Raw genomic sequence first — 19610 nt, 5'->3', positions numbered from 1 at the left:
GATGGAGGGGTTGGACATGAAGCTGGTGACCGCGGTCATCAAGCCGTACCAGCTGGACGCGGTGAAGGAGGCCCTGCACGCCCTCGGCGTGGCTGGCCTGACCGTCAGCGAGGTCCAGGGCTACGGAAGGCAGAAGGGGCACACCGAGGTCTACCGGGGTGCCGAGTACACGGTCGAGTTCCTGCCCAAGATCCGGGTGGAGGTGCTCACCGACGAGATCGACGTCGACAAGATCGTAGACGCCGTCGTCGGCGCCGCCCGGACCGGCAAGATCGGCGACGGGAAGGTCTGGGTGACCGCCGTCGAGGAGGTCGTCCGGGTCCGCACCGGCGAGCGCGGCCTCGACGCGCTCTGACCGGCCGCACCGACATGACCTCGTCGACCAGGAAGAACCCGTCGGGGCACACCGGCAACGGTGCCGCGAAGCTCCTGGTCGACGAGGTCGTCGGCGTCAACGCAGGCGTCGGGGAGACGGCGCGGACGGCGCGGGCCGACGCGTACGACCGGTGGTTGCGCGACCTGCTGCCGCAGCGGCCCGGGGTGGCGCTGGTCGCCGTCGGCGGGCTGGGCCGCCGGCAGTGCGCGCCGCACGGCGACCTCGACCTCGTCCTGCTGCATGCCGGGGTGCCCGACGTGGACGAGCTGGCCGCCTCCGTCTGGTATCCGGTGTGGGACGCCGGGCTGCGGCTGGACCACTCCGTGCGGACCGTCGCCGAGGCGCTGTCCGTCGCCCAGGACGACGTGAAGGTGGCCCTCGGGCTGCTCGACGCGCGGCTGGTCGCCGGGGACGCCGCGCTCGCGGAGACGCTCGTCCGCACCGCCGCCGACCACTGGCGGCGTACCGCCGTGCGGCACCTCCCCGCGCTGCGCGAGATCACCACCGCCCGCTGGGCGGCCCACGGTGAGTTGGCTTTCCTGCTGGAGGGCGACCTGAAGGAGGCCGCCGGCGGGCTGCGCGACGTGGGCATCCTGCGGGCGATCGCCACCGCCGGGATCACCGACGCGCTGCGCCCCGCCGTCCGCGCCGCCCACCTGCGACTGCTGGACACCCGGGACGCGCTGCACCGGCAGGTCGGCCGCCGGGTCGACCGCCTGGTCGCCCAGGAACGCGACGGCGTCGCCGCGCTGCTCGGGCTGCGGCAACTCCCACCCGACGCTGCCCCGCTCCGGCAGCTTCCACCCGGCGGGTCCGACGCCACCCCGCTCCGGCAGCTTCCACCCGGCGGGTCCGACGCCACCCCGCTCCGGCAGGTTCCACCTGGCGGGTCCGACGTCGCGCAGCGGGTGGGAGCCGTCGGCGGAACCCTCGGCGACGGCGACGCGCTGCTGCGCCGGATCGCCGGGGACGCCCGGACCGTCAGCCACGCCCTCGACGACGCCTTCCGTGCCGCCGACCGGCTCCGCTCGGGCCACCGCCGGGGCGCCGACGGGCGTCCACTGCGCCGACCGGTCGCCCGGGACGTCGTCGAGCACGACGGCGAGCTGGTGCTGGCCCGCACCGCCATCGGGGCGCGACCCGACCCGAGCCTGTCGCTGCGGGTCGCCGCCGCCGCGGCCGTCACCCGGCTGCCGATCGCACGGGCCACCTGCGAGTGGCTGGCCGCGTACTGCCCGCCGCTGCCGGCGCCGTGGCCGGCCGACGCCCGGGCCGCGCTGATCACCCTGCTCGGCGCCGGGCCCGGCCTCGTGCCAGCCTGGGAGACCTGTGACCGGTACGGGCTGATCGAGGGCTGGCTGCCCGAGTGGACCCGGCTGCGCAGCCTCCCGCAGCACAACCCGGTGCACCGGTTCACCCTCGACCGGCACCTCGTGCAGACCGCGTACGAGGCCAGCCGGCACACCCGCGAGGTGGACCGCCCCGACCTGCTGCTGCTCGGCGCCCTCCTGCACGACATCGGCAAGGGACTCCGGGGCGAAGCTGCCGAGGCGCGGGCCGACGTACACACCGGGCGACCGGACGGAGACCGCCCGTCGGACACGCGGCCGGCCCACGAGCGCGGTGGCACCTTCGCGGACCACAGCATCGTCGGGGCGCCGCTGGCCGAGGCGGTGGCCGCCCGGATCGGCCTGCCCGGGCCGGAGGTGGCGCTGATCGGCACGCTGGTCCGGCTGCACCTGCTCCTGCCCGACGTGGCCACCCGGCGGGACCTCGCCGACCCGGTCACCATCGCCGGGGTGGCCGAGCGGGTCGGCGACCCGACCACGCTGGACCTGCTGCACGCCCTGGTCCGCGCCGACGCCGCCGCCACCGGGCCGGCCGCCTGGTCGGACTGGAAGGGCCGGCTGATCGCCGAGCTGGTCACCCGGGTGCGGACCGCACTCGACACGGGCGTGCTGCCCGCCCCGCCCGCCCCGGACCCGGCCCTGTTGGCGGGGCCCCTGCCGGTCGTACACCTGACAGGGGACCGGGTGGCGGTGGCCGCGGCGGACCGGCGCGGCCTGCTCGCGACGGTGGCCGGCTGCCTGGCGCTGCACCGGCTGGAGGTGCTCTCCGCCGACGCCTCCACCGTCGACGGCCGGGCCCTGGTCGAGTGCCGGGTGCAGCCCCGCTACGGGCTCGCGCCCGACCCGGTCGCGCTCGGCGCCGACCTGCGCCGTGCGCTGAACGGCGACGTCTCGGTCACCCAACGGCTGCGCGGCCGGGCCTTGGCAGCGCGGGCCGACGGGGCTGCGCCCCGGGTGGTCTGGCACCGCGAGGCGGCCACCGACGCCGTGCTGCTGGAGTTGCGTGCCGCCGACGCCGCAGGCCTGCTCTACCGGGTCACCTGCGCCCTCGACGAGGCCGGCGCCCAGGTACGCGCGGCCCGCATCTCCACCCTCGGCGGTGACGTGGTGGACGCCTTCTACCTCGTCGGCGGCTGGCCGGACGAGGCCACCCGGGCCCGCCTGGAGTCCGCGGTCCTGGCCGCCGTGTAAGGAAACAGCACCCGGTCAACGCCCGAGGTGGAGGACCGCTCCCCCCACCAACGTCCGAGCGCCCCGACCCGCCCCTGCCCGCGCGTGCCCCCTGCTCCCGCGCGTGCCCCCCTGCCCCGCGTGCCCCTGCTCCCACGCGTGCCCCCTGCCCCTGCTCCCACGCGTGCCCCCTGCCCCTGCCCCGTGCGTGCCCCCTGCCTCCGCGTCCGCGATCTTGCACTTTGTGCCCCGACAAAACTCCTAAAGTTCGCATCTCGTGGACCATAAGTGCAAGATCGCGGGCGCTCGGGCGCTCGGGCGCTCGGGTGCTCGGGTGCTCGGGTGCTCGCGTGCGCGGGTGCTTCGGGGGTGCGGGTGCGTGCGGGTGTGCGGAGTGCGGGAGTGCGGGTGTGCGGGGCGGCTTGGCTGGGCCCGGCCCGGCCCGGAGCGGTCGTGCGGTGGGCCGGCTACCCTAGCGGTGGCCGGACACCTCGCCCGGTCGCCGATGTGCCCGCCGGAACACTGACAAACGGGATGTTCGCGTGTTTGACACCTTGAGTGACCGCCTGTCCGGGATCTTCACCAAGCTCCGCGGCAAGGGTCGGCTCACCGACGCCGACATCGATGCCACCGCGCGCGAGATCCGCCTCGCGCTGCTGGAGGCGGACGTCGCGCTGCCGGTGGTCAAGGGTTTCATCGCCAACGTCAAGGAGCGGGCGCGCAGCGCCGAGGTATCCCAGGCGCTCAACCCGGCGCAGCAGATCATCAAGATCGTCAACGAGGAGCTGGTCAACGTCCTCGGCGGCGAGGGGCGGCGGCTCCAGTTCGCCAAGCAGCCACCCACGGTGATCATGCTCGCCGGCCTCCAGGGTTCCGGTAAGACCACCCTCGCCGGCAAGCTGGCCCGCTGGCTCAAGGCCCAGGGCCACCAGCCGCTGCTGGTCGCCGCCGACCTCCAGCGCCCCAACGCCGTCGGGCAGCTCCAGGTGCTCGGTGGCCGCGCCGGCGTCGAGGTGTACGCCCCGGAGCCCGGCAACGGCACCGGTGACCCGGTGCAGGTGGCGCGCGCCTCGATCGAGCACGCGAAGCGGGCCGCCCGGGACATCGTCATCGTCGACACCGCCGGCCGGCTCGGCATCGACGCCGAGATGATGCGGCAGGCCGCCGACATCCGCGACGCGGTCGAGCCGGACGAGGTCATCTTCGTCATCGACGCCATGGTCGGGCAGGACGCGGTACGCACCGCCGAGGCGTTCCGCGACGGCGTGGGCATCACCGGTGTGGTCCTCTCCAAGCTCGACGGCGACGCCCGTGGTGGCGCCGCGCTGTCGGTTCGGGAGGTCACCGGGCAGCCGATCCTCTTCGCCTCCACCGGCGAGAAGCTGGAGGACTTCGACGTCTTCCACCCCGACCGGATGGCCAGCCGGATCCTCGGCATGGGCGACGTCCTCACTCTGATCGAGCAGGCCGAGCAGGCCTTCGACACCGATCAGAAGGACAAGATGACCGCCAAGCTGATGGGCGGTGAGCAGTTCACCCTGGAGGACTTCCTCGACCAGCTCATCGCGGTCCGGCGGATGGGCCCGATCGCCAACGTGCTGGCCATGATGCCCGGCATGGGGCAGATGAAGGACCAGCTCTCCGAGTTGGACGACAAGCACTTCGACCGGGTCACCGCGATCATCCGGTCGATGACCCCCGCCGAGCGCACCACCCCGAAGATCATCAACGGTTCCCGCCGGGCCCGCATCGCCAACGGTTCCGGCGTCACGGTGATGGACGTCAACCAGCTGCTCAACCGCTTCGTCGAGGCACAGAAGATGATGAAGCAGATGGGCGGCATGATGGGCCTGCCCGGCGGCGGCCGGCGCAAGGCCACCAAGTCGCCGAAGAACAAGCGCAAGGGCACCAAGGGCGGCAACCGGCCGCGCGCCGGGGCGGGCGCCGGGATGCCGGGCGGCTTCCCGGGCGGCATGCCGCAGCTCCCGCCGGGAATGGACCCGAACGACCTGGCCGGCGGTCAGGGCCTGCCCCCGGGCTTCAAGCTGCCGAAGATCGACTTCAACAAGCTCGGCAAGGGCGGCGACGGCCGACCCCGCTGAGGCGTGTCGTGACCCACACCGAGGATCTCTTCGTCACCGAGCGGCCGTGGAAGGTCTCCGTCGACCTGCCCGCGCTGACCGCGCGGCGGGCCGGGCTGCTCGCGCGCGACGAGGGCTGACCGCCGCCGGTCCGCGTCGAGCGGGAAGAATGGCGGGCGGACCGCCCCCTTTCGCGCGCAGACGGAGGACGCATGGCCTGGCACGTACGCGGTGTGGTGCTGCCCGACGACGAGGTCCGTGACCTCTGGCTGGTCGGCGACCGGGTGACCTTCACCCCGGTCCCCGGTGCGGAGACCATCGCCGACGGTGGCTTCGTGCTGCCCGGCCTGATCGACGCGCACTGCCACATCGGCATCGCCCGGGGCGGCGCCCCGATCACCTCGCTCGACCAGGCCCGCGAGCTGGCCCGCACCGACCGGGACGCCGGGGTCCTCGCGATCCGGGACGCCGGATCGCCGTACCCGTATCCGGAGCTCGACGACGAGCCCGACCTGCCGCGACTGGCCCGCGCCGGCCGGCACGTCGCGCCGCCGAAGCGCTACCTGCGCGACATCGGCGTCGAGGTCGGCGCGGCGGAGGTGGCCGCGACCGTGGCCGCGCAGGCGCGCGCCGGCAACGGCTGGGTGAAGCTGGTCGGCGACTGGATCGACCGGGGCGTCGGAGACCTCGCCCCGGCCTGGGACGCGGACACCATGACCGCCGCCGTCGCGGCCGCGCACGCCGCCGGGGTACGCGCCGCCGTGCACACCTTCTCCGAGTCGGCCGTCGAGATCATGGTGCGTGCCGGGGTGGATTCGGTGGAGCACGGCACCGGCCTCAGCCTGGACCTGATCGACGAGATGGCCCGACGGGGCACCGCCCTCATCCCCACGATGATCAACATTCGCACCTTCGGCGGGATCGCCGAACAGGCGCGGGCCAGGTTCCCCGGCTACGCCGACCACATGCTCGCCCTGCGCGACCGTTTCCCCGAGGTGGTGCGTTCGGCGTACGAGGCCGGCGTGCCGATCTACGTGGGCACGGACGCGGGTGGCGGCATCGACCACGGCCTCGCGGCGGAGGAGATGCTGCTGCTGCACGAGCGGGCCGGCATGTCCACCACGGACGTGCTCGCCGCCGCCTCCTGGCAGGCCCGCGAGTGGCTCGGCTTCCCCGGACTGGTCGAGGGCGGCCTGGCGGACCTCGTCGTCTATCCCGAGGACCCGCGCGTCGACCTGCGCGCCGTACGCAGTCCCGCCCGCATCGTGCTGCGCGGTCGCGTCGTCCGCTGACCCAGCCGTGCCCGGTCCTCCGGCGCGGGCCCTCGACGGGCGCCGCACCCCGGTCAGTCGGCGTAGGAACGCAGGGTGACCGCGTGCAGGAGCAGGTACACCGCCAGGTCTGCGAGGGCGGCGGCGGTCTGCTCGACCGGGGCGTTGGGCAGGATGATGTGGCTGATCACCAACCGGACCACCGAGTCCGTGGCGAAGGTGACGGCGGCCCGGTCGGCGCCCGGCAGCACGGTGTCGGCCCACTCCAGCAGCGCCTCGGTGGCCTCGGTGAGCACCAACTCCTGCCGGGTGGTGAGATAGGGCAGCAGTTCGTCCGAGCCGCCCTGGTCGCTGGTCAGGACAGCCTTGATCAGTGGATCGTCGGCCGCCTCCGTGAGGGTGTGCGTGATGGTCGCGTGCGCGGCGGCCCGGACGTCGTCGCCATGTGTGCGCAGCAGCGCGCGCACGTCGCCGACGAACCGGTCGATCTCCCGCCGGGCGAGCGCCTCGGCCAGCCCGGCCTTGCTGCCGAACTCGTTGTAGACCGTCTGCCGGCTGACCCCCGCCGCAGACGCGACGGCGCCCATCCGGACGCTGTCCCAGCCGGTCGCGACGGTCAGCGTCCGGGCGGCCTCGACGATCGAATCCCGCGTACGGGTACCGTCTCTCACCTCACCCATGGTGGTCGAATCCTACGACCCGCCGCACCGGCCGTCTCGCCGGACGTCGGCGACATCGCGCCCGATGGCGCCGCCCCTTCGGCCGACGCATAGGATCTGCGGTCATGGCACGCGTGCTCACTCCCCGTGCGGAGGACTTTCCCCGCTGGTACCAGGACCTGATCGCCAAGGCGAAGCTGGCCGACAACGGCCCGGTCCGGGGGACCATGGTCATCCGCCCGGCCGGCTACGCCATCTGGGAACGGATGCAGGCCGAGATGGACGCCCGGATCAAGGCGGCGGGCGCGGAGAACGCGTACTTCCCGCTGTTCATCCCGGAGAGCTACCTCAAGCGCGAGGCCGAGCACGTCGAGGGCTTCTCGCCGGAGCTCGCGGTCGTCACCCACGGCGGCGGCAAGCAGCTCGCCGAGCCGGTCGTGGTGCGTCCCACCAGCGAGACCGTCATCGGCGAGTTCATGGCCAAGTGGATCGACTCCTACCGCGACCTCCCGCTGCTGCTCAACCAGTGGGCCAACGTGGTCCGCTGGGAGCTGCGCCCCCGGATCTTCCTGCGCACCAGCGAGTTCCTCTGGCAGGAGGGGCACACCGCGCACGCGACCCGCGACGACGCGCGGGCGTACGCCCGGCGGATCGTGCACGAGGCGTACGAGGACCTGATGGTCAACGTGCTCGGCATCCCGGTGGTCGTCGGCCTGAAGACGGCCCGTGAGCGCTTCGCCGGCGCGATCGCCACCTACACCTGTGAAGGCATGATGGGTGACGGCAAGGCGCTCCAGCTCGGCACCAGCCACGAGCTGGGGCAGAACTTCGCCAAGGCCTTCGACATCAGCTACTCCTCGGCCGAAGGCGGCCGGGAGCACGCGTGGACGACCTCCTGGGGCACCTCCACCCGGATGCTCGGCGGCCTGATCATGTGCCACGGCGACGACAACGGCCTGCGGGTGCCGCCGAACCTGGCGCCCGTGCAGGCGTACGTCATGGTGGTCAAGGACGGCGAGGGCGTGGGTGAGGCGGCGGCCAAGCTGCGCGACGCGCTGCACGACGCCGGCGTCCGGGTCGCGCTCGACGACCGCACCGACACCCCGTTCGGCCGCCGGGCCGTCGACGCCGAGCTGCGTGGCTATCCGGTACGCGTCGAGGTCGGCCCCCGTGACCTGGCCACCGGCAACGCGGTCGTGGTCCGGCGCACGGACGGTTCGAAGTCCCCGACGCCGGTGGCGGACGTGGTCGGCGCGGTGCTGGCCGCGCTCGACGCCGACCAGCGGGCCCTGCACGACCAGGCGCTGGCCCATCGCAAGTCCCACACCGTCGAGGTGTCGACCCTGGCCGAGGCGATCGAGGCGGCGGCCACCGGCTGGGCCATGGTGCCGTGGTCGGCGGTCGGCGTCCAGGGCGAGGCGGAGGCGAACGGACACAGCGTCACGGTGCGCTGCCTGCTGCGTGCCGACGGTTCGGTGCCCGACTCCGAGGACGAGCCCGACCTGGTCGCCATCCTGGCCCGCGCCTACTGAGCGTGGCGTAAGGAAGGGCACCTTCAAACCTGAGGTGTAGGAAGGGGCCCCTCCTCGCACCCGGGCGGGCGCGGGCGGGGGCGCCGGTAGGGTCGGGGCGTGAGATTCGAACCGGGGCGGTTGATCGTGCACCGCAACGTGCGGCGGGGCCGGATCGGCTGGGCACGTGCCGCGCGGGTGGTCAGCGACGACGATCGGGGCCTGCTGCTCTGGGTGGCCCGCGACGCCCCCACGGCGGGCGAGGTCACCGAGGCCGGGCTGGGCATGCGCGCGGTCCCGTTCGCGGAGTGGATCACCTCGTCGTACCGCCTGGCCCCGGGCCGGTGGAACGGCCCGCCGCTGCTGACGTTCCTGCCCACCGGGGCGGCCCACTCGGTGTGGTGGTTCCGCGACGCGTACGACCGCTTCACCGCCTGGTACGTCAACCTGGAGGAGCCCGGCGTGCGCTGGGACGACGGCACCCTCGCCGGCGTCGACATGGTGGACCAGGACCTCGACGTGGTGGTCCGTCCGGACCGCGGCTGGGAGTGGAAGGACGAGGAGGAGTTCACCGAGCGGCTGGCCTTCCCCGACCACTACTGGGTGGCCGACCCGGACGCGGTGCGGGCCGAGGGGAAGCGGGTGATCGCGCTGGCCGAGGCGGGGGAGTTCCCGTTCGACGGCACCTGGTGCGACTTCACCCCGCCGTCTGACTGGGGCATCCCCGACGAGTTGCCGCCCGGTTGGGACCGCTCCCCGGTGCGCTGACCCCGGCAGGCCTGATCCGGCGGTCGTTCCCGGCCTCCGACGTGTGCTTTCCGTCACTTCCGCCGCCTCGCAGGTGGCCCGGGACGGTCCGGTGTGAGAGATCCGGTCCTGATCTGGCAGAATGGCTGGCTGGTATCCGGCACGTGTTCGGCGCCCTCTAACCCGGGCACGTCGCCAGTCCACCGAGCAGTCTCCGGCCCAACCCCACGTGCCGGTCGGCTCTCACCCGTGCACCGCCCGTACCGGGCAGGTGAGATCGCAACAGGAGCGAAACAACTGTGGCCGTAAAGATCCGGCTCCTGCGGATGGGCAAGATCCGCAACCCGCAGTACCGCATCGTCATCGCCGACTCGCGCACCAAGCGCGACGGCCGGGCGATCGAGTTCGTCGGGGTCTACCAGCCGAAGGAAGACCCTTCGGTGATCGAGGTCAAGTCGGAGCGGGTCCAGTACTGGCTGTCCGTCGGCGCCCAGCCGAGCGAGGCGGTGCAGCGGCTGCTGGAGCTGACCGGTGACTGGCAGAAGTTCAAGGGCCTGCCGGCCCCGCCGCCGCTGAAGGTCGCCCCGGAGCGGGTCAGCCGCACCGCGGCGTACGAGGCCGAGGCGAAGGCCGCCGCCGGGCTGGCCGAGGCGCCGGCCAAGCCGGCCAAGAAGGCCGCCAAGGCCGAGGCTCCGGCCGAAACGCCGAAGACCGAGGCTCCGGCCGAGGCCCCGGCCGCTGCCGACGCCGGTGAGCAGGCCTGACATGGCACTACGTCCGGCGTTGGAGCACCTGGTCAAGGGCATCGTCGACAACCCCGATGACGTACGCGTCCGGCTGGTCGACTCCCGTCGGGGCAAGCGGCTGGAAGTCCGCGTGCACCCGGAGGACCTCGGCACGGTGATCGGGCGGTCCGGCCGGACCGCCAAGGCGCTGCGCCAGGTGATCGGCTCCATCGGCGGGCGCGGCGTACGCGTCGACATCGTCGACTCGTACTGATGCTGCTCATCGTCGGCAGGATCGGCAAGCCGCACGGCCTCCGCGGTGAGGTCACCGTGGAGGTGCGGACCGACGAACCCGAAGCGCGGTTCGCCCCGGGTACGGTGCTGCGCACCGAGCCCGGGGCGACCCCGTCGCCGCGGCCCGCGCCCGGGCCAGGCGAGCCCTTCCGGGTGCCCGCCGAGCTGACCGTGGAGTCCGCCCGCTGGCATCAGGGGCGGATGCTGGTCGTGTTCGAGGGCATCCCGGACCGGGACGTCGCCGAGGCGCTGCGCGGCACGCTGGTCGCGGTCGACAGCGCCGACGTCACCCCGCCGGAGGATCCGGAGGAGTTCCACGACCACCAGCTCGTCGGGCTGGCCGTGGTCACCCCCGACGGCGACCGGCTGGGCGAGGTGGCCCGGATCGACCACGCCCCCGCATCGGACCTGCTGGTGCTGCGCCGTCCCGAGGGCCGCATCGCGTACATCCCGTTCGTCCGGGCGATCGTCCCCGAGGTAGACCTCGCCGGCGGTCGCGTCGTCGTCGACCCGCCGGCCGGTCTGCTCGATCTGTAGAACCGCTGGAGCAGCCCCGCATGCGCGTCGACATCGTGTCGATCTTTCCGGAGTACCTCGCCCCGCTGGACCTGTCACTGATCGGCAGGGCACGGGCGAACGGCACGCTGCGGCTGGCCGTACACGATCTGCGGTTCTGGACCCACGACGTGCACCGCACGGTCGACGACACGCCCTACGGCGGCGGGCCTGGCATGGTGATGCGGCCGGAGCCGTGGGGCGAGGCGCTCGACGCCCTCGCCCCGGCGGAGGTGGCCCCGCCCCGGCTGGTGGTGCCGGCCCCGACCGGTGCCCCCTTCACCCAGGCGATGGCGCACGAGCTGGCCGCCGAGCCGCACCTGCTCTTCGCCTGCGGCCGGTACGAGGGCATCGACCAGCGGGTGCTCGACCACGCCGCCGCCCGGATGCCGGTGACCGAGGTCTCCCTCGGCGACTACGTCCTCTTCGGCGGGGAGGTGGCCGTGCTGGTGATCCTGGAGGCGGTCACCCGGCTGCTGCCCGGGGTGCTCGGCAACGCGGGCTCGCTGGCCGAGGAGTCGCACGCCCACGGGCTGCTGGAGGCTCCCATGTACACGAAGCCGGCGACCTGGCGCGGGCTGGAGGTGCCGGAGGTGCTCCGCTCCGGCGACCACGGCAGGATCGCCCGCTGGCGGCGGGACGAGGCGCTGATCCGTACCGCGACGCGCCGCCCCGACCTGCTCGCCGCGCTGGACCCGGACCGCCTGGACAAACGGGACGCCGCAGCCTTGGGCCGGGCCGGATTTCAGGTGCCGCCGGGGGATGTGGCAAAGTAGGGAGGTTGCCGCAACCGTCCGCGCCGCGGTCGGCTGCGAGGGTCCCTGACCGGGGTCGGGTCACCGACCGCCACCCGGGGATCAGAATCACCCACCCGCGCACCGATTGACGGTGCGCCGTGAGCCTCACGAGGACGCAGCGATGAACATCCTGGACGCCCTTGACGCCCAGTCGAAGCGTACCGACCTTCCTGACTTCCGTGCCGGTGACACCGTCAAGGTGCACGCCCGGGTCGTCGAAGGTAACCGGTCCCGTGTCCAGATCTTCCAGGGCGTCGTCATCCGCCGCCAGGGTGACGGTCTGCGCGAGACCTTCTCGGTTCGCAAGATCAGCTTCGGTGTCGGTGTCGAGCGCACCTACCCGATCAACAGCCCGGCGATCGACCGGATCGAGATCGTGACCCGCGGTGACGTCCGCCGCGCCAAGCTCTACTACCTGCGCGAGCTGCGGGGCAAGAAGGCCAAGATCAAGGAGAAGCGCGAGAAGCAGCCGAGCTGACCTCACGCTCGCCACGCCGCCCGAGCTGCGCGTATGTCGTACCGACCGGACCGCACTACCCTGGTCGCTACGGGCGCAGCCGGGCGACGTCCCGCCACGACGGCGGAGCGACGGCCACTACCGCCCGGGGAGCCCTGTCAGGGTTCCCGGGCGGTAGTGTCATTTCTGCTGACCGGAGAGTGGCGTGGTGCAGACGCTTGACGAGGACGGCGCCGTCGACCCGTGGCGCCGTCGGGCCCGTCGGCCACGCCGTCAGATGCCGCTCTGGCAGGAGCTGCCGCTGCTGCTGGTCGTCGCGTTCTGCCTCGCGGTGCTGATCCGCACCTTCCTGCTCCAGGCCTTCTTCATCCCCTCCGGCTCGATGGAGGACACCCTCCTCGTCGGCGACCGGGTCCTGGTCAACAAGGTCGTCTACGACGTGCGCGACCCGGTGCGGGGCGAGGTGGTCGTCTTCCGGGGCACCGACCGGTGGGCCCCGCAGGTCGACGAGGAGCCGGAGCCCGGGTTCGCGGGCAGGCTCAGCCGGACCGTCGGCGACCTGGTCGGGGTCAGCCGCCCCGGCGAGAAGGACTTCATCAAGCGGGTCGTCGCCCTCCCCGGCGACCGGGTGAAATGCTGCGACGCCGAGGGGCGGGTGGTGGTCAACGGAACACCGCTCGACGAGTCGTCGTACGTGCTGCGGGACTCGCCGCTCGACATCCCGCCCAACCCCCGCGAGTGCCGGTCCCGGCGCTTCGAGGAGGTCGTGGTCCCGCCCGGGCAGATCTTCGTCATGGGCGACCACCGCATGGTCTCCCAGGACGCCCGCTGTCAGGGTCCGGTGCCGATCGAGAACGTGGTGGGCCGGGCCTTCACGGTGGTCTGGCCGTCGTCGCGCTGGAGCGCCCTGTCGGTGCCCGCGACCTTCGACGACGTCGCCGATCCGCCGGCCGCCTCCACCGGTGCTCCACCCCCGGTCCGCTCCACGCCGACGGGCGGGGTGGTGCTGTTCGTCCCGATCGCTGCCGCGCTCGCCGTTCTCGCGCGTTCCGGACGGTGGCGTCCGGCCGGGCAACGTAGGCTCTCCCCGTGATTGACGAGCAGACCGACAAGCCGCGCAGCTCCTTCTGGAAGGAGTTGCCCATCCTCCTGGGTGTGGCGATCCTGGTCGCGGTGCTGGTGCGGGCCTTCGTGCTGCAGACCTTCTTCATCCCCTCCCCGTCGATGGAGAACACCCTCCAGATCGACGATCGGGTGCTGGTCAACAAGCTGGTCTACGATTTCCGGTCCCCGCACCGGGGCGAGGTGATCGTCTTCAAGGCTCCCATCGAGTGGAGCGCCAACCCCGAGGGCGAGGACTTCATCAAGCGCGTCATCGCCGTGGGCGGCGACCACGTGGTCTGCTGCGACCCGCAGGAGCGGCTGGTGATCAACGGCAAGTCGCTGGACGAGCCCTACATCTTCCCGGGGGACAAGACCGCCGAGGAGTTCGACATCACCGTCCCGAAGGGCCGGCTCTGGGTGATGGGCGACCACCGCGAGGCGTCGGGCGACTCGCTGGAGCACTGGCAGCAGTCCGGTCAGGACATCACCGTCGCCACCATCCCCGAGGGCGACGTCGTCGGACGGGCCTTCACCGTCTTCTGGCCCGTCGGCCGGGCCACCTGGCTGAGCGTCCCGAAGGGGTACGAGGCCATCCCCGAACCGTAGGGGTCGCCGGGCGTGGGCGTTGTCGGTGGCGTCTGGCAGGCTGGTGCGGTGACCACCTACACCCCCCGGCGTGCGGCGCGCGTCCTGCTCGTCGACGCGACGGGTCGGGTGCTGCTCTTCAACGGTTGCGACCCGGCCCGTCCCGAACACGGCCAGTGGTGGTTCACCCCCGGTGGCGGCCTGGACCCGGGGGAGACCTACCCCGAGTGCGCCGCGCGGGAGCTGGCCGAGGAGACCGGGCTGCGGCTGCCCATGTCGGCGTTCGGCGCGCCCGTCCACCGCGACGTGACGGAGTTCCCCTTCGACGGCGTGTGGTACCGGCAGGAGCAGGAGTTCTTCCTGGTGCGGGTGGCCGGTCACGAGGTCGACACCGCCGGCTTCAGCGAGATCGAGCGGTCCAGCGTCGACGGGCACCGGTGGTGGCCGCCGGACGAACTGGTCGCCAGCGGCGAACGCTACTACCCGCCGGACCTGCCGGCGGTGCTGGCCCGGGCGCTGGCCACCACGGTGGCCCCGACGGCCGGGGAGGGCGCGCCGTGCTGACGCCACCGCGCACCGTGGTGCGCCGCGAGGGCGGGCTCTACGCGCTGGAGCGCGCGTTGCAGCGGCGCGGCTTCCGGCACGTCGCCGGGGCCGACGAGGCGGGTCGAGGCGCCTGCGCCGGGCCGCTGGTCGCCGCCGCCGCGATCCTCCCCGAGGGGCGCCGGGGCGAGATCGACGGGCTCAACGACTCCAAGCTGCTCACCCCCGCCAGCCGGGAGCGGATCCACGACGAGGTCGTGGCCCGCGCGCTGGCGTACGCCGTGGTGGTCATCGGAGCCGAGGAGGTCGACGAGCGGGGCCTGCACGTGTCCAACCTGGCCGCGATGCGCCGCGCGCTGGCGTCGCTGACGACCCGCCCCGACTACGTGCTGACCGATGGCTTCGGGGTGGACGGCCTCGACGTGCCGGGGCTGGCGGTGTGGAAGGGCGACCGGGTGGCCGCCTGCGTCGCGGCGGCGAGTGTGCTCGCCAAGGTCACCCGGGACCGGATCATGGTCGAGCTAGACGGGGCGTTCCCGGGCTACGGGTTCGCCGAGCACAAGGGTTACATCACGGCGGAACACACCGCGGCGCTGCGGGAGCGGGGGCCGTGCCGGGAGCACCGGTTCTCGTACGTCAACGTGGCGACGGTGTCCGGTCGCGACGGCGCCCCGCCCCGGGCCCGTCGGCCGGCGATGGCGAGGCTGGACGAGCCGATGGAGCGCTCCTGTCCGCCAGGGGGTACCGTCGGCGTGGCGTTGGGCGAGCAGCCTCAGCCTCCGGCGTCGGTGAGGGAAGATGTGGTCATGGAAGGCGGAGTGCGATGAGCGCGGAAGACCTCGAGAAGTACGAGACCGAGATGGAGCTGCAGCTCTACCGGGAGTACCGCGACATTGTCCGCCAGTTCTCCTACGTGGTGGAGACGGAGCGTCGCTTCTACCTGGCCAACCAGGTCGACATGCACGTGCGCAACTCCGACGGTGAGGTCTACTTCGAGGTCGAGATGCACGACGCCTGGGTGTGGGACATGTACCGCCCGGCCCGGTTCGTGAAGAACGTCCGGGTGATGACCTTCAAGGACGTCAACGTCGAGGAGCTGGAAAAGCCCGACATCTCGCTGCCCGCCGACTCCGGCTTCGGCGGCTGATCCACCGCTGGTCTCCGGCCCGGTGGTGTCGTCGCCGGGCGTACTGCTCCGTCGGCGCCCCACCGAGGGCCGGCTCGTCCAGGTGCGACCGTCCAGCGTGCACGGAGCTCGCCCGGCACCTCGACCTGCCGCGCGCCGACGTCAGTCGACGAACGCGAACATCGTCACCCCGGACGGCAGGGGGCGGGGCACCCCCAGGAAGCGGTGTGCCCCCACGCCCACGCCGTCCGCCGGGCTGCTGACCGTACCCGACGCGAAGCCCTCTTCCATGAACCAGCCACGGATGGCCGGCACGAGGTCGGGTTCGCGCCGGTGCCGGGTCCAGAGCACGGTCCCCCCGGTCGCGCAGAGCGCCGCGCAGTGCCGCACCGTGGCGCGTACGTCCGACTCGCTGATGTTGCCGAACACCCCACAGACCAGCACCAGGTCGGCCGGGACCAGATCGGCGTACGCGTCGGTGCGCGCCGCGTCGCCGGTCACCACCTCCACGGCGGACAGGCCCGCCGCGCGGGCGGCCGACCGGGCCACCGCCGCGTTGCGCGGATCCCGCTCCACCAGCCGGGCCGTCACGTCGTCGCGGCGGGGGTGCGCCGCCAGTTCGGGAATCAGGTCGCGTCCCTGGCCGGCGCAGAGGCTGATCGCCCGCAACGGACCGGGTGGGGCCGCATCAAGTGCCTCCCGCACCCGCAGCCGCACCTCCGCGAGCCGGCGGGACAGCGCCGAATCCGCCTCGTCGTAGTCCCCGTGCCAGGCGTACCAGTCCCGCGTCACCTGTGGCAGCGTAGACGCCACCGCGTCGACGCGTCATCCGCTGTGGGCGCGCCTAGCAGATCGTCCGGCTCTGCGGGGCCTGTCCACAGAACGACCGTCGTCCACAGGCGAGGGGTGCCGGGGGTGGCGGGGCGGGTGGGCGCCGAGCAGGCTGCGCCCATGCGACCTGCCGCCCGTACCGCCGTCGTGCTCTGCGCCGCCCTGCTGTCCCTCGGGCCCGCCGCGCCCGCCGCCCGGCCGGTCTCGGCGCCACCGCTCGTCTCGGCGCCACCGCTCGTCTCGGCGGCGCCGCCCGGGGTGGCGCGGTTCCGGTGGCCGCTCGACGGCGTTCCGCTGCCGGTACGCCGGTTCGATCCACCGCCACGGCCGTGGCTGCCCGGACACCGGGGCGTCGACCTGGCCGCCCCGCCGGGCGCGACCGTGCGGGCCGCCGGTGCCGGCACGGTGCTCTTCGCCGGCATGGTCGCCGGCCGCCCCGTCGTCACGGTCGGGCACGCCGACGGTCTGCGGACCACCCACGAGCCGGTGACGCCTGCGGTCCGCCCCGGCGACCGGCTGACCGCCGGGGCGCCGTTGGGCGCCCTGCTGACGGGTCACCCGGGCTGCCCCGCTCCCGCCTGCCTGCACTGGGGGCTGCGGCGTGGCGCTGACTACCTGGATCCGCTGGCCCTGCTCGGCCTTGGCCCCGTGCGACTGCTGCCGCTCGACGGCGTCGACCCCGCCCTCAACGCTGGGCGAGCAGCGGGGGAAGCCGCACCGAGAGCCGCTCGTACTCGTCCGGGGTGTTGTAGACCTGGGCGCAGAGCCGCAGCCAGCCCCGTCCGTTCCAGGCCATGACGGCGACCTCGGTGGCGAGCCGCCCGGCGATCCGTTCCCGCAGCGCCCGCGCCGCGTCGAGCGTGGTGCCCAGACCCGGCGGCAACGGGACGATCCGCATGGCGACCCCGGGTCCGCCGGGGTCCGGCAGGTCGGCGGGGGCCACCCCGAGCGCGTCCCCCAGCACCCGCTGGCCGTACGCCGCCAGCGCGGCGTTGTGCCCGCGTACCCGGTCGATATCGAGGCTGCGCAGCGTGAACAGGCCCACCGGCGCAGCCAGCCAGCCCGTGTAGTCCTGCGTCGCCGCCCACTCGACCCGGCCGGGGAACCCCGACTCCTGCTCCCAGGAGACGACCAGCGGCTCGATCCGCTCCCGCCACGGCGGGGCGACCGCCAGCACGGCCGTGCCGCGCGGCGCGTACGCCCACTTGTGCAGGTTGCCCACCCAGAAGTCGGCGCCGACGTCGCCCACCGGTGTCGGAAGCATGCCCGGGGCGTGCGCGGCGTCGACGAGGACCGGTATCCCGTGTTCCCGGGCCACGCCGACGATCGCGGCAACGGGGAAGAGGCGGGCGGTGGCCGAGGTGAGCTGGTCCACGACGAGCAGCCTGGTGCGGCCGGGTCGCAGCCCGGCACGGACGATCTGGACGATCTCCTCGTCCGCGGCGGCCAACGGGACCGGCAACGCGCGGGTGACCGCCCCCGTACGCCGGCACTCCCGGGCGATGGAGAGGCCGACCGCGCCGTAACCGTGGTCGGTGGTGAGCACCTCGTCGCCGGGGCGCAGGCCGAGCGACTGGAGCACCATCGCCACGCCGGTGGTGGCGTTCGGGACCAGGGCGGTGCCGTCCGGGTCGGCACCCAGGAAACCGGCCAGGTGCCGGCGGGTGTGGGCGATCCGGTCGACCAGGCCCTGCGTGAAGAAGCGCAGCGGGTTGGCCTCCATCTCGTCGCGCAGCCGCTGCTGGGCCCGCTGCACGGCGATCGGCACCGCACCGAACGAGCCGTGGTTAAGGTGGCTGACCGCCGGGTCCAGCGAGAAGAGCAGGCGGGCTGCCGCGATCGGCTCGGGCGGCTGCGGGAGGCTCACCCGGTGATCGTAGCGACCGGTCGATCTCCGCCGCCGTTCCTCGCGGACGATCCCCGGATGCTGTCGGCGGCTGCCCGTCCGTGGGGCATCGCCCCGTCGGGGTGTCCTCCGGGGCGGCTGGTCTCAGGCGCGCGGGTGGGCCTGACGGTAGGCGGCGCGGAGCCGCTCCACCGACACGTGGGTGTAGATCTGGGTACTCGCCAGGGACGAGTGCCCCAGCAGCTCCTGCACCGCCCGCAGGTCCGCGCCGCCCTCGAGCAGGTGGGTGGCCGCCGAGTGCCGCAGCCCGTGCGGGCTGACCGGAGGCAGGCCGGCAGCTTCGGCATACCCGCTGACGATCCGTCGTGCCGTCGTCGGGTTGAGCCGTCCGCCGCGGGCGCCGAGCAGCAGCGCGTCGCGGGAGTGCGGTGCGGCCAGTGCCGGCCGGCCGTGGCGGAGCCACTCGTCGAGCGCCCGCTGCGCCGGCACCCCGTACGGGACGGCGCGTTCCCGGCTGCCCTTGCCGAACACCCGCACGACCCGTCGCCCGTGGTCGACGTCGGCGACGTCGAGACCGCACGCCTCGCTGATCCGCACCCCCGTGCCGTAGAGCAGCTCCAGCAGCGCCCGGTCCCGCAGCGGCACCGCCTCGGCGACCCCGTCAGCCGCACCGGGGAAGCCCGACGACCCTGGCGGCGTCGCCCGGGAGTCGTTCCCGATGGGTGCCGTCGGACGGGAGCCGTGCTCGCCGGGTGGTGCCGCCCGGGAGTCGCTCCCGATGGGTGGCGACGGCGGCACGCGCGGGGTGAACGGGGCGAACCGGCCCGGCGCCTCGACCAGGGCGGCGGCCTGGTCGGCGCGCAGCACGGTCGGCAGGTCCCGGTGGGCGCGCGGGCTGGACAGGGTGCCGGCCACGTCGGCGGGGAGCAGCCCGCAGCGGTGCGCCCACGCGCTGAACGTCCGCGCCGAGGCCGCCCGGCGGGCGAGCGTCGTCCGCGCCGCCCCCGTCGTCCGCTGCTTCGCCAGCCAACTGCGCAGCACGGCGAGGTCCAGCTCCGGCAGTTCGGCGCAGCCCATCCGGCGGGCGTGTTCCAGCAGCGACACCACGTCACCGACGTACGCGCGGACGGTGTGGGCGGACCGGTTGCGCACCCCGGCCAGGTGCCCGGCGAAGTCGTCCACCACCTCGCGCATCGCCGGTGGGAGACCCTCGTGGGTCGCCCGGGTGCCGTTCGTCTTCCGGCTCACCGCGGCTCCCTCGCAGCCATCCGCCGGGCGACCGGTGCGCCTCGCGGGAGTGCCGCCGCCCCAACAGGCCGACCTGCGGGGGCGGCGGTGCGGGCCGTGGCCGTGGCTGTGGCTGTGGCGACGGTGGATGACGGTCGACCTGCGGGCGTGGCGGTGCGGGTCGAGGTCGTGGCGACGGTGGGCGGCGGATCCTCGGGCGGCACGGGACCAGCCTACGGTCGACTGGTGACCCCGGCAGGACGCCGGGCCGTGCCGACCGAGGTGCTGCCCGATCCCGACGACGTGCTGCTGAACCTCGTCAGGTGGGCCCGTGGGGCCGGGCGTACCCCGCTGCT

Annotated in this window: 19 protein-coding genes and 2 pseudogenes; 17 read left to right on the top strand and 4 right to left on the bottom strand. The window is 73.7% G+C overall.

All coding sequences use genetic code 11. The features are described 5' to 3' along the window. The first annotated feature begins 16 nt into the window (after positions 1-16). The 4 genes and pseudogenes from GA0070608_RS02635 (at position 17) to GA0070608_RS02620 (ending at position 6268) form a co-directional block, all read left to right on the top strand. A complete protein-coding gene (locus GA0070608_RS02635) occupies positions 17-355 on the top strand; it encodes a P-II family nitrogen regulator (protein ID WP_176733926.1) in 339 nt (112 codons plus the stop codon). A gap of 107 nt (positions 356-462) precedes the next feature. Next, positions 463-2916: pseudogene (locus GA0070608_RS02630) on the top strand (HD domain-containing protein); the annotation flags it as partial. A 521-nt stretch (positions 2917-3437) separates the two neighbouring features. Beyond that, complete coding sequence (ffh, locus tag GA0070608_RS02625) at positions 3438-4997, top strand: signal recognition particle protein (RefSeq protein WP_091620984.1); 1560 nt, start codon at positions 3438-3440, stop codon at positions 4995-4997. 191 nt (positions 4998-5188) lie between these two features. Further along, positions 5189-6268: an amidohydrolase family protein gene (locus GA0070608_RS02620; protein ID WP_091620980.1), complete on the top strand. Its 1080-nt coding sequence runs from the start codon at positions 5189-5191 to the stop codon at positions 6266-6268. A 53-nt stretch (positions 6269-6321) separates the two neighbouring features. Here the strand turns inward: GA0070608_RS02620 and GA0070608_RS02615 are convergent, their stop codons facing one another. Continuing rightward, positions 6322-6927, bottom strand: a complete 606-nt coding sequence (locus GA0070608_RS02615; protein WP_091620976.1) for a TetR/AcrR family transcriptional regulator — start codon at positions 6925-6927, stop codon at positions 6322-6324. 104 nt (positions 6928-7031) lie between these two features. Between GA0070608_RS02615 and proS the strand changes: the two genes are divergently transcribed. The 12 genes and pseudogenes from proS to GA0070608_RS02555 all read left to right on the top strand — a co-directional run bounded on the left by proS (position 7032) and on the right by GA0070608_RS02555 (position 15371). Further along, positions 7032-8438, top strand: coding sequence for a proline--tRNA ligase (gene proS, locus GA0070608_RS02610; RefSeq protein ID WP_091620973.1), 1407 nt, complete (start codon positions 7032-7034; stop codon positions 8436-8438). A 99-nt stretch (positions 8439-8537) separates the two neighbouring features. Continuing rightward, on the top strand, positions 8538-9185 hold the full coding sequence (locus GA0070608_RS02605; protein WP_091620970.1) for a ribonuclease FAU-1 family protein: 648 nt from the start codon (positions 8538-8540) through the stop codon (positions 9183-9185). A gap of 278 nt (positions 9186-9463) precedes the next feature. Beyond that, positions 9464-9928, top strand: coding sequence for a 30S ribosomal protein S16 (gene rpsP / locus GA0070608_RS02600; RefSeq protein ID WP_091620967.1), 465 nt, complete (start codon positions 9464-9466; stop codon positions 9926-9928). Beyond that, entirely contained in the window at positions 9903-10163 is a 261-nt protein-coding gene (locus GA0070608_RS02595) for an RNA-binding protein (protein ID WP_176733925.1), read from the top strand. The genes rpsP and GA0070608_RS02595 overlap by 26 nt, the downstream gene beginning before the upstream one ends. A 2-nt stretch (positions 10164-10165) precedes the next feature. Further along, complete coding sequence (gene rimM, locus GA0070608_RS02590; protein WP_176733924.1) at positions 10166-10720, top strand: ribosome maturation factor RimM; 555 nt, start codon at positions 10166-10168, stop codon at positions 10718-10720. 20 nt (positions 10721-10740) lie between these two features. Next, positions 10741-11514 (top strand): tRNA (guanosine(37)-N1)-methyltransferase TrmD, encoded by a 774-nt coding sequence (trmD, locus tag GA0070608_RS02585; RefSeq protein ID WP_091620959.1) that lies wholly within the window; start codon positions 10741-10743, stop codon positions 11512-11514. Between the two features lie 142 nt (positions 11515-11656). Continuing rightward, positions 11657-12013, top strand: coding sequence for a 50S ribosomal protein L19 (gene rplS / locus GA0070608_RS02580; RefSeq protein ID WP_091458359.1), 357 nt, complete (start codon positions 11657-11659; stop codon positions 12011-12013). A 184-nt stretch (positions 12014-12197) separates the two neighbouring features. Continuing rightward, a pseudogene (gene lepB, locus GA0070608_RS02575) lies at positions 12198-13072 on the top strand (signal peptidase I). 9 nt (positions 13073-13081) lie between these two features. Then, a complete protein-coding gene (lepB, locus tag GA0070608_RS02570) occupies positions 13082-13702 on the top strand; it encodes a signal peptidase I (protein WP_091620954.1) in 621 nt (206 codons plus the stop codon). A gap of 48 nt (positions 13703-13750) precedes the next feature. Then, a complete protein-coding gene (locus GA0070608_RS02565; protein ID WP_091634159.1) occupies positions 13751-14245 on the top strand; it encodes an NUDIX hydrolase in 495 nt (164 codons plus the stop codon). Then, entirely contained in the window at positions 14239-15051 is an 813-nt protein-coding gene (locus tag GA0070608_RS02560; protein WP_091620951.1) for a ribonuclease HII, read from the top strand. Before GA0070608_RS02565 ends, GA0070608_RS02560 begins: the two co-directional genes overlap by 7 nt. Beyond that, a complete protein-coding gene (locus tag GA0070608_RS02555; RefSeq protein WP_091620948.1) occupies positions 15048-15371 on the top strand; it encodes a DUF2469 domain-containing protein in 324 nt (107 codons plus the stop codon). Before GA0070608_RS02560 ends, GA0070608_RS02555 begins: the two co-directional genes overlap by 4 nt. Before the next feature lie 141 nt (positions 15372-15512). Here GA0070608_RS02555 and GA0070608_RS02550 read toward each other — a convergent pair whose 3' ends face one another. After that, positions 15513-16142, bottom strand: coding sequence for an SAM-dependent methyltransferase (locus GA0070608_RS02550; protein WP_091620945.1), 630 nt, complete (start codon positions 16140-16142; stop codon positions 15513-15515). Positions 16143-16301: 159 nt separating this feature from the next. On the opposite strand from GA0070608_RS02550, the gene GA0070608_RS02545 reads away from it, so the two are divergent. Further along, positions 16302-16979, top strand: coding sequence for a murein hydrolase activator EnvC family protein (locus GA0070608_RS02545; RefSeq protein ID WP_091620942.1), 678 nt, complete (start codon positions 16302-16304; stop codon positions 16977-16979). On the opposite strand, the gene GA0070608_RS02540 is transcribed toward GA0070608_RS02545, so the two are convergent. Then, a complete protein-coding gene (locus GA0070608_RS02540; RefSeq protein WP_091620939.1) occupies positions 16867-18048 on the bottom strand; it encodes an aminotransferase class V-fold PLP-dependent enzyme in 1182 nt (393 codons plus the stop codon). The two genes, GA0070608_RS02545 and GA0070608_RS02540, sit on opposite strands and share 113 nt — an antisense overlap. A 123-nt stretch (positions 18049-18171) precedes the next feature. Further along, on the bottom strand, positions 18172-19221 hold the full coding sequence (locus GA0070608_RS02535) for a tyrosine recombinase XerC (protein WP_091634154.1): 1050 nt from the start codon (positions 19219-19221) through the stop codon (positions 18172-18174). Between the last annotated feature and the right edge of the window lie 389 nt (positions 19222-19610).

This window comes from Micromonospora peucetia, assembly GCF_900091625.1.
In the GTDB taxonomy this organism is placed as follows: Bacteria; Actinomycetota; Actinomycetes; order Mycobacteriales; family Micromonosporaceae; genus Micromonospora; species Micromonospora peucetia.
Note: the sequence above shows the minus strand (reverse complement) of the source record. Positions and strands in the feature narration are given on the sequence as shown.

Coding starts and splice junctions, on each gene's coding strand:
- GA0070608_RS02545 (WP_091620942.1), top strand. CDS start 16,302: ATGCGACCTGCCGCCCGTACCGCCGTCGTGCTCTGCGCCGCCCTGCTG.
- trmD (WP_091620959.1), top strand. CDS start 10,741: ATGCGCGTCGACATCGTGTCGATCTTTCCGGAGTACCTCGCCCCGCTG.
- GA0070608_RS02635 (WP_176733926.1), top strand. CDS start 17: ATGAAGCTGGTGACCGCGGTCATCAAGCCGTACCAGCTGGACGCGGTG.
- GA0070608_RS02535 (WP_091634154.1), bottom strand. CDS start 19,221: ATGCGCGAGGTGGTGGACGACTTCGCCGGGCACCTGGCCGGGGTGCGC.
- GA0070608_RS02620 (WP_091620980.1), top strand. CDS start 5,189: ATGGCCTGGCACGTACGCGGTGTGGTGCTGCCCGACGACGAGGTCCGT.
- GA0070608_RS02555 (WP_091620948.1), top strand. CDS start 15,048: ATGAGCGCGGAAGACCTCGAGAAGTACGAGACCGAGATGGAGCTGCAG.
- rplS (WP_091458359.1), top strand. CDS start 11,657: ATGAACATCCTGGACGCCCTTGACGCCCAGTCGAAGCGTACCGACCTT.
- GA0070608_RS02615 (WP_091620976.1), bottom strand. CDS start 6,927: ATGGGTGAGGTGAGAGACGGTACCCGTACGCGGGATTCGATCGTCGAG.
- proS (WP_091620973.1), top strand. CDS start 7,032: ATGGCACGCGTGCTCACTCCCCGTGCGGAGGACTTTCCCCGCTGGTAC.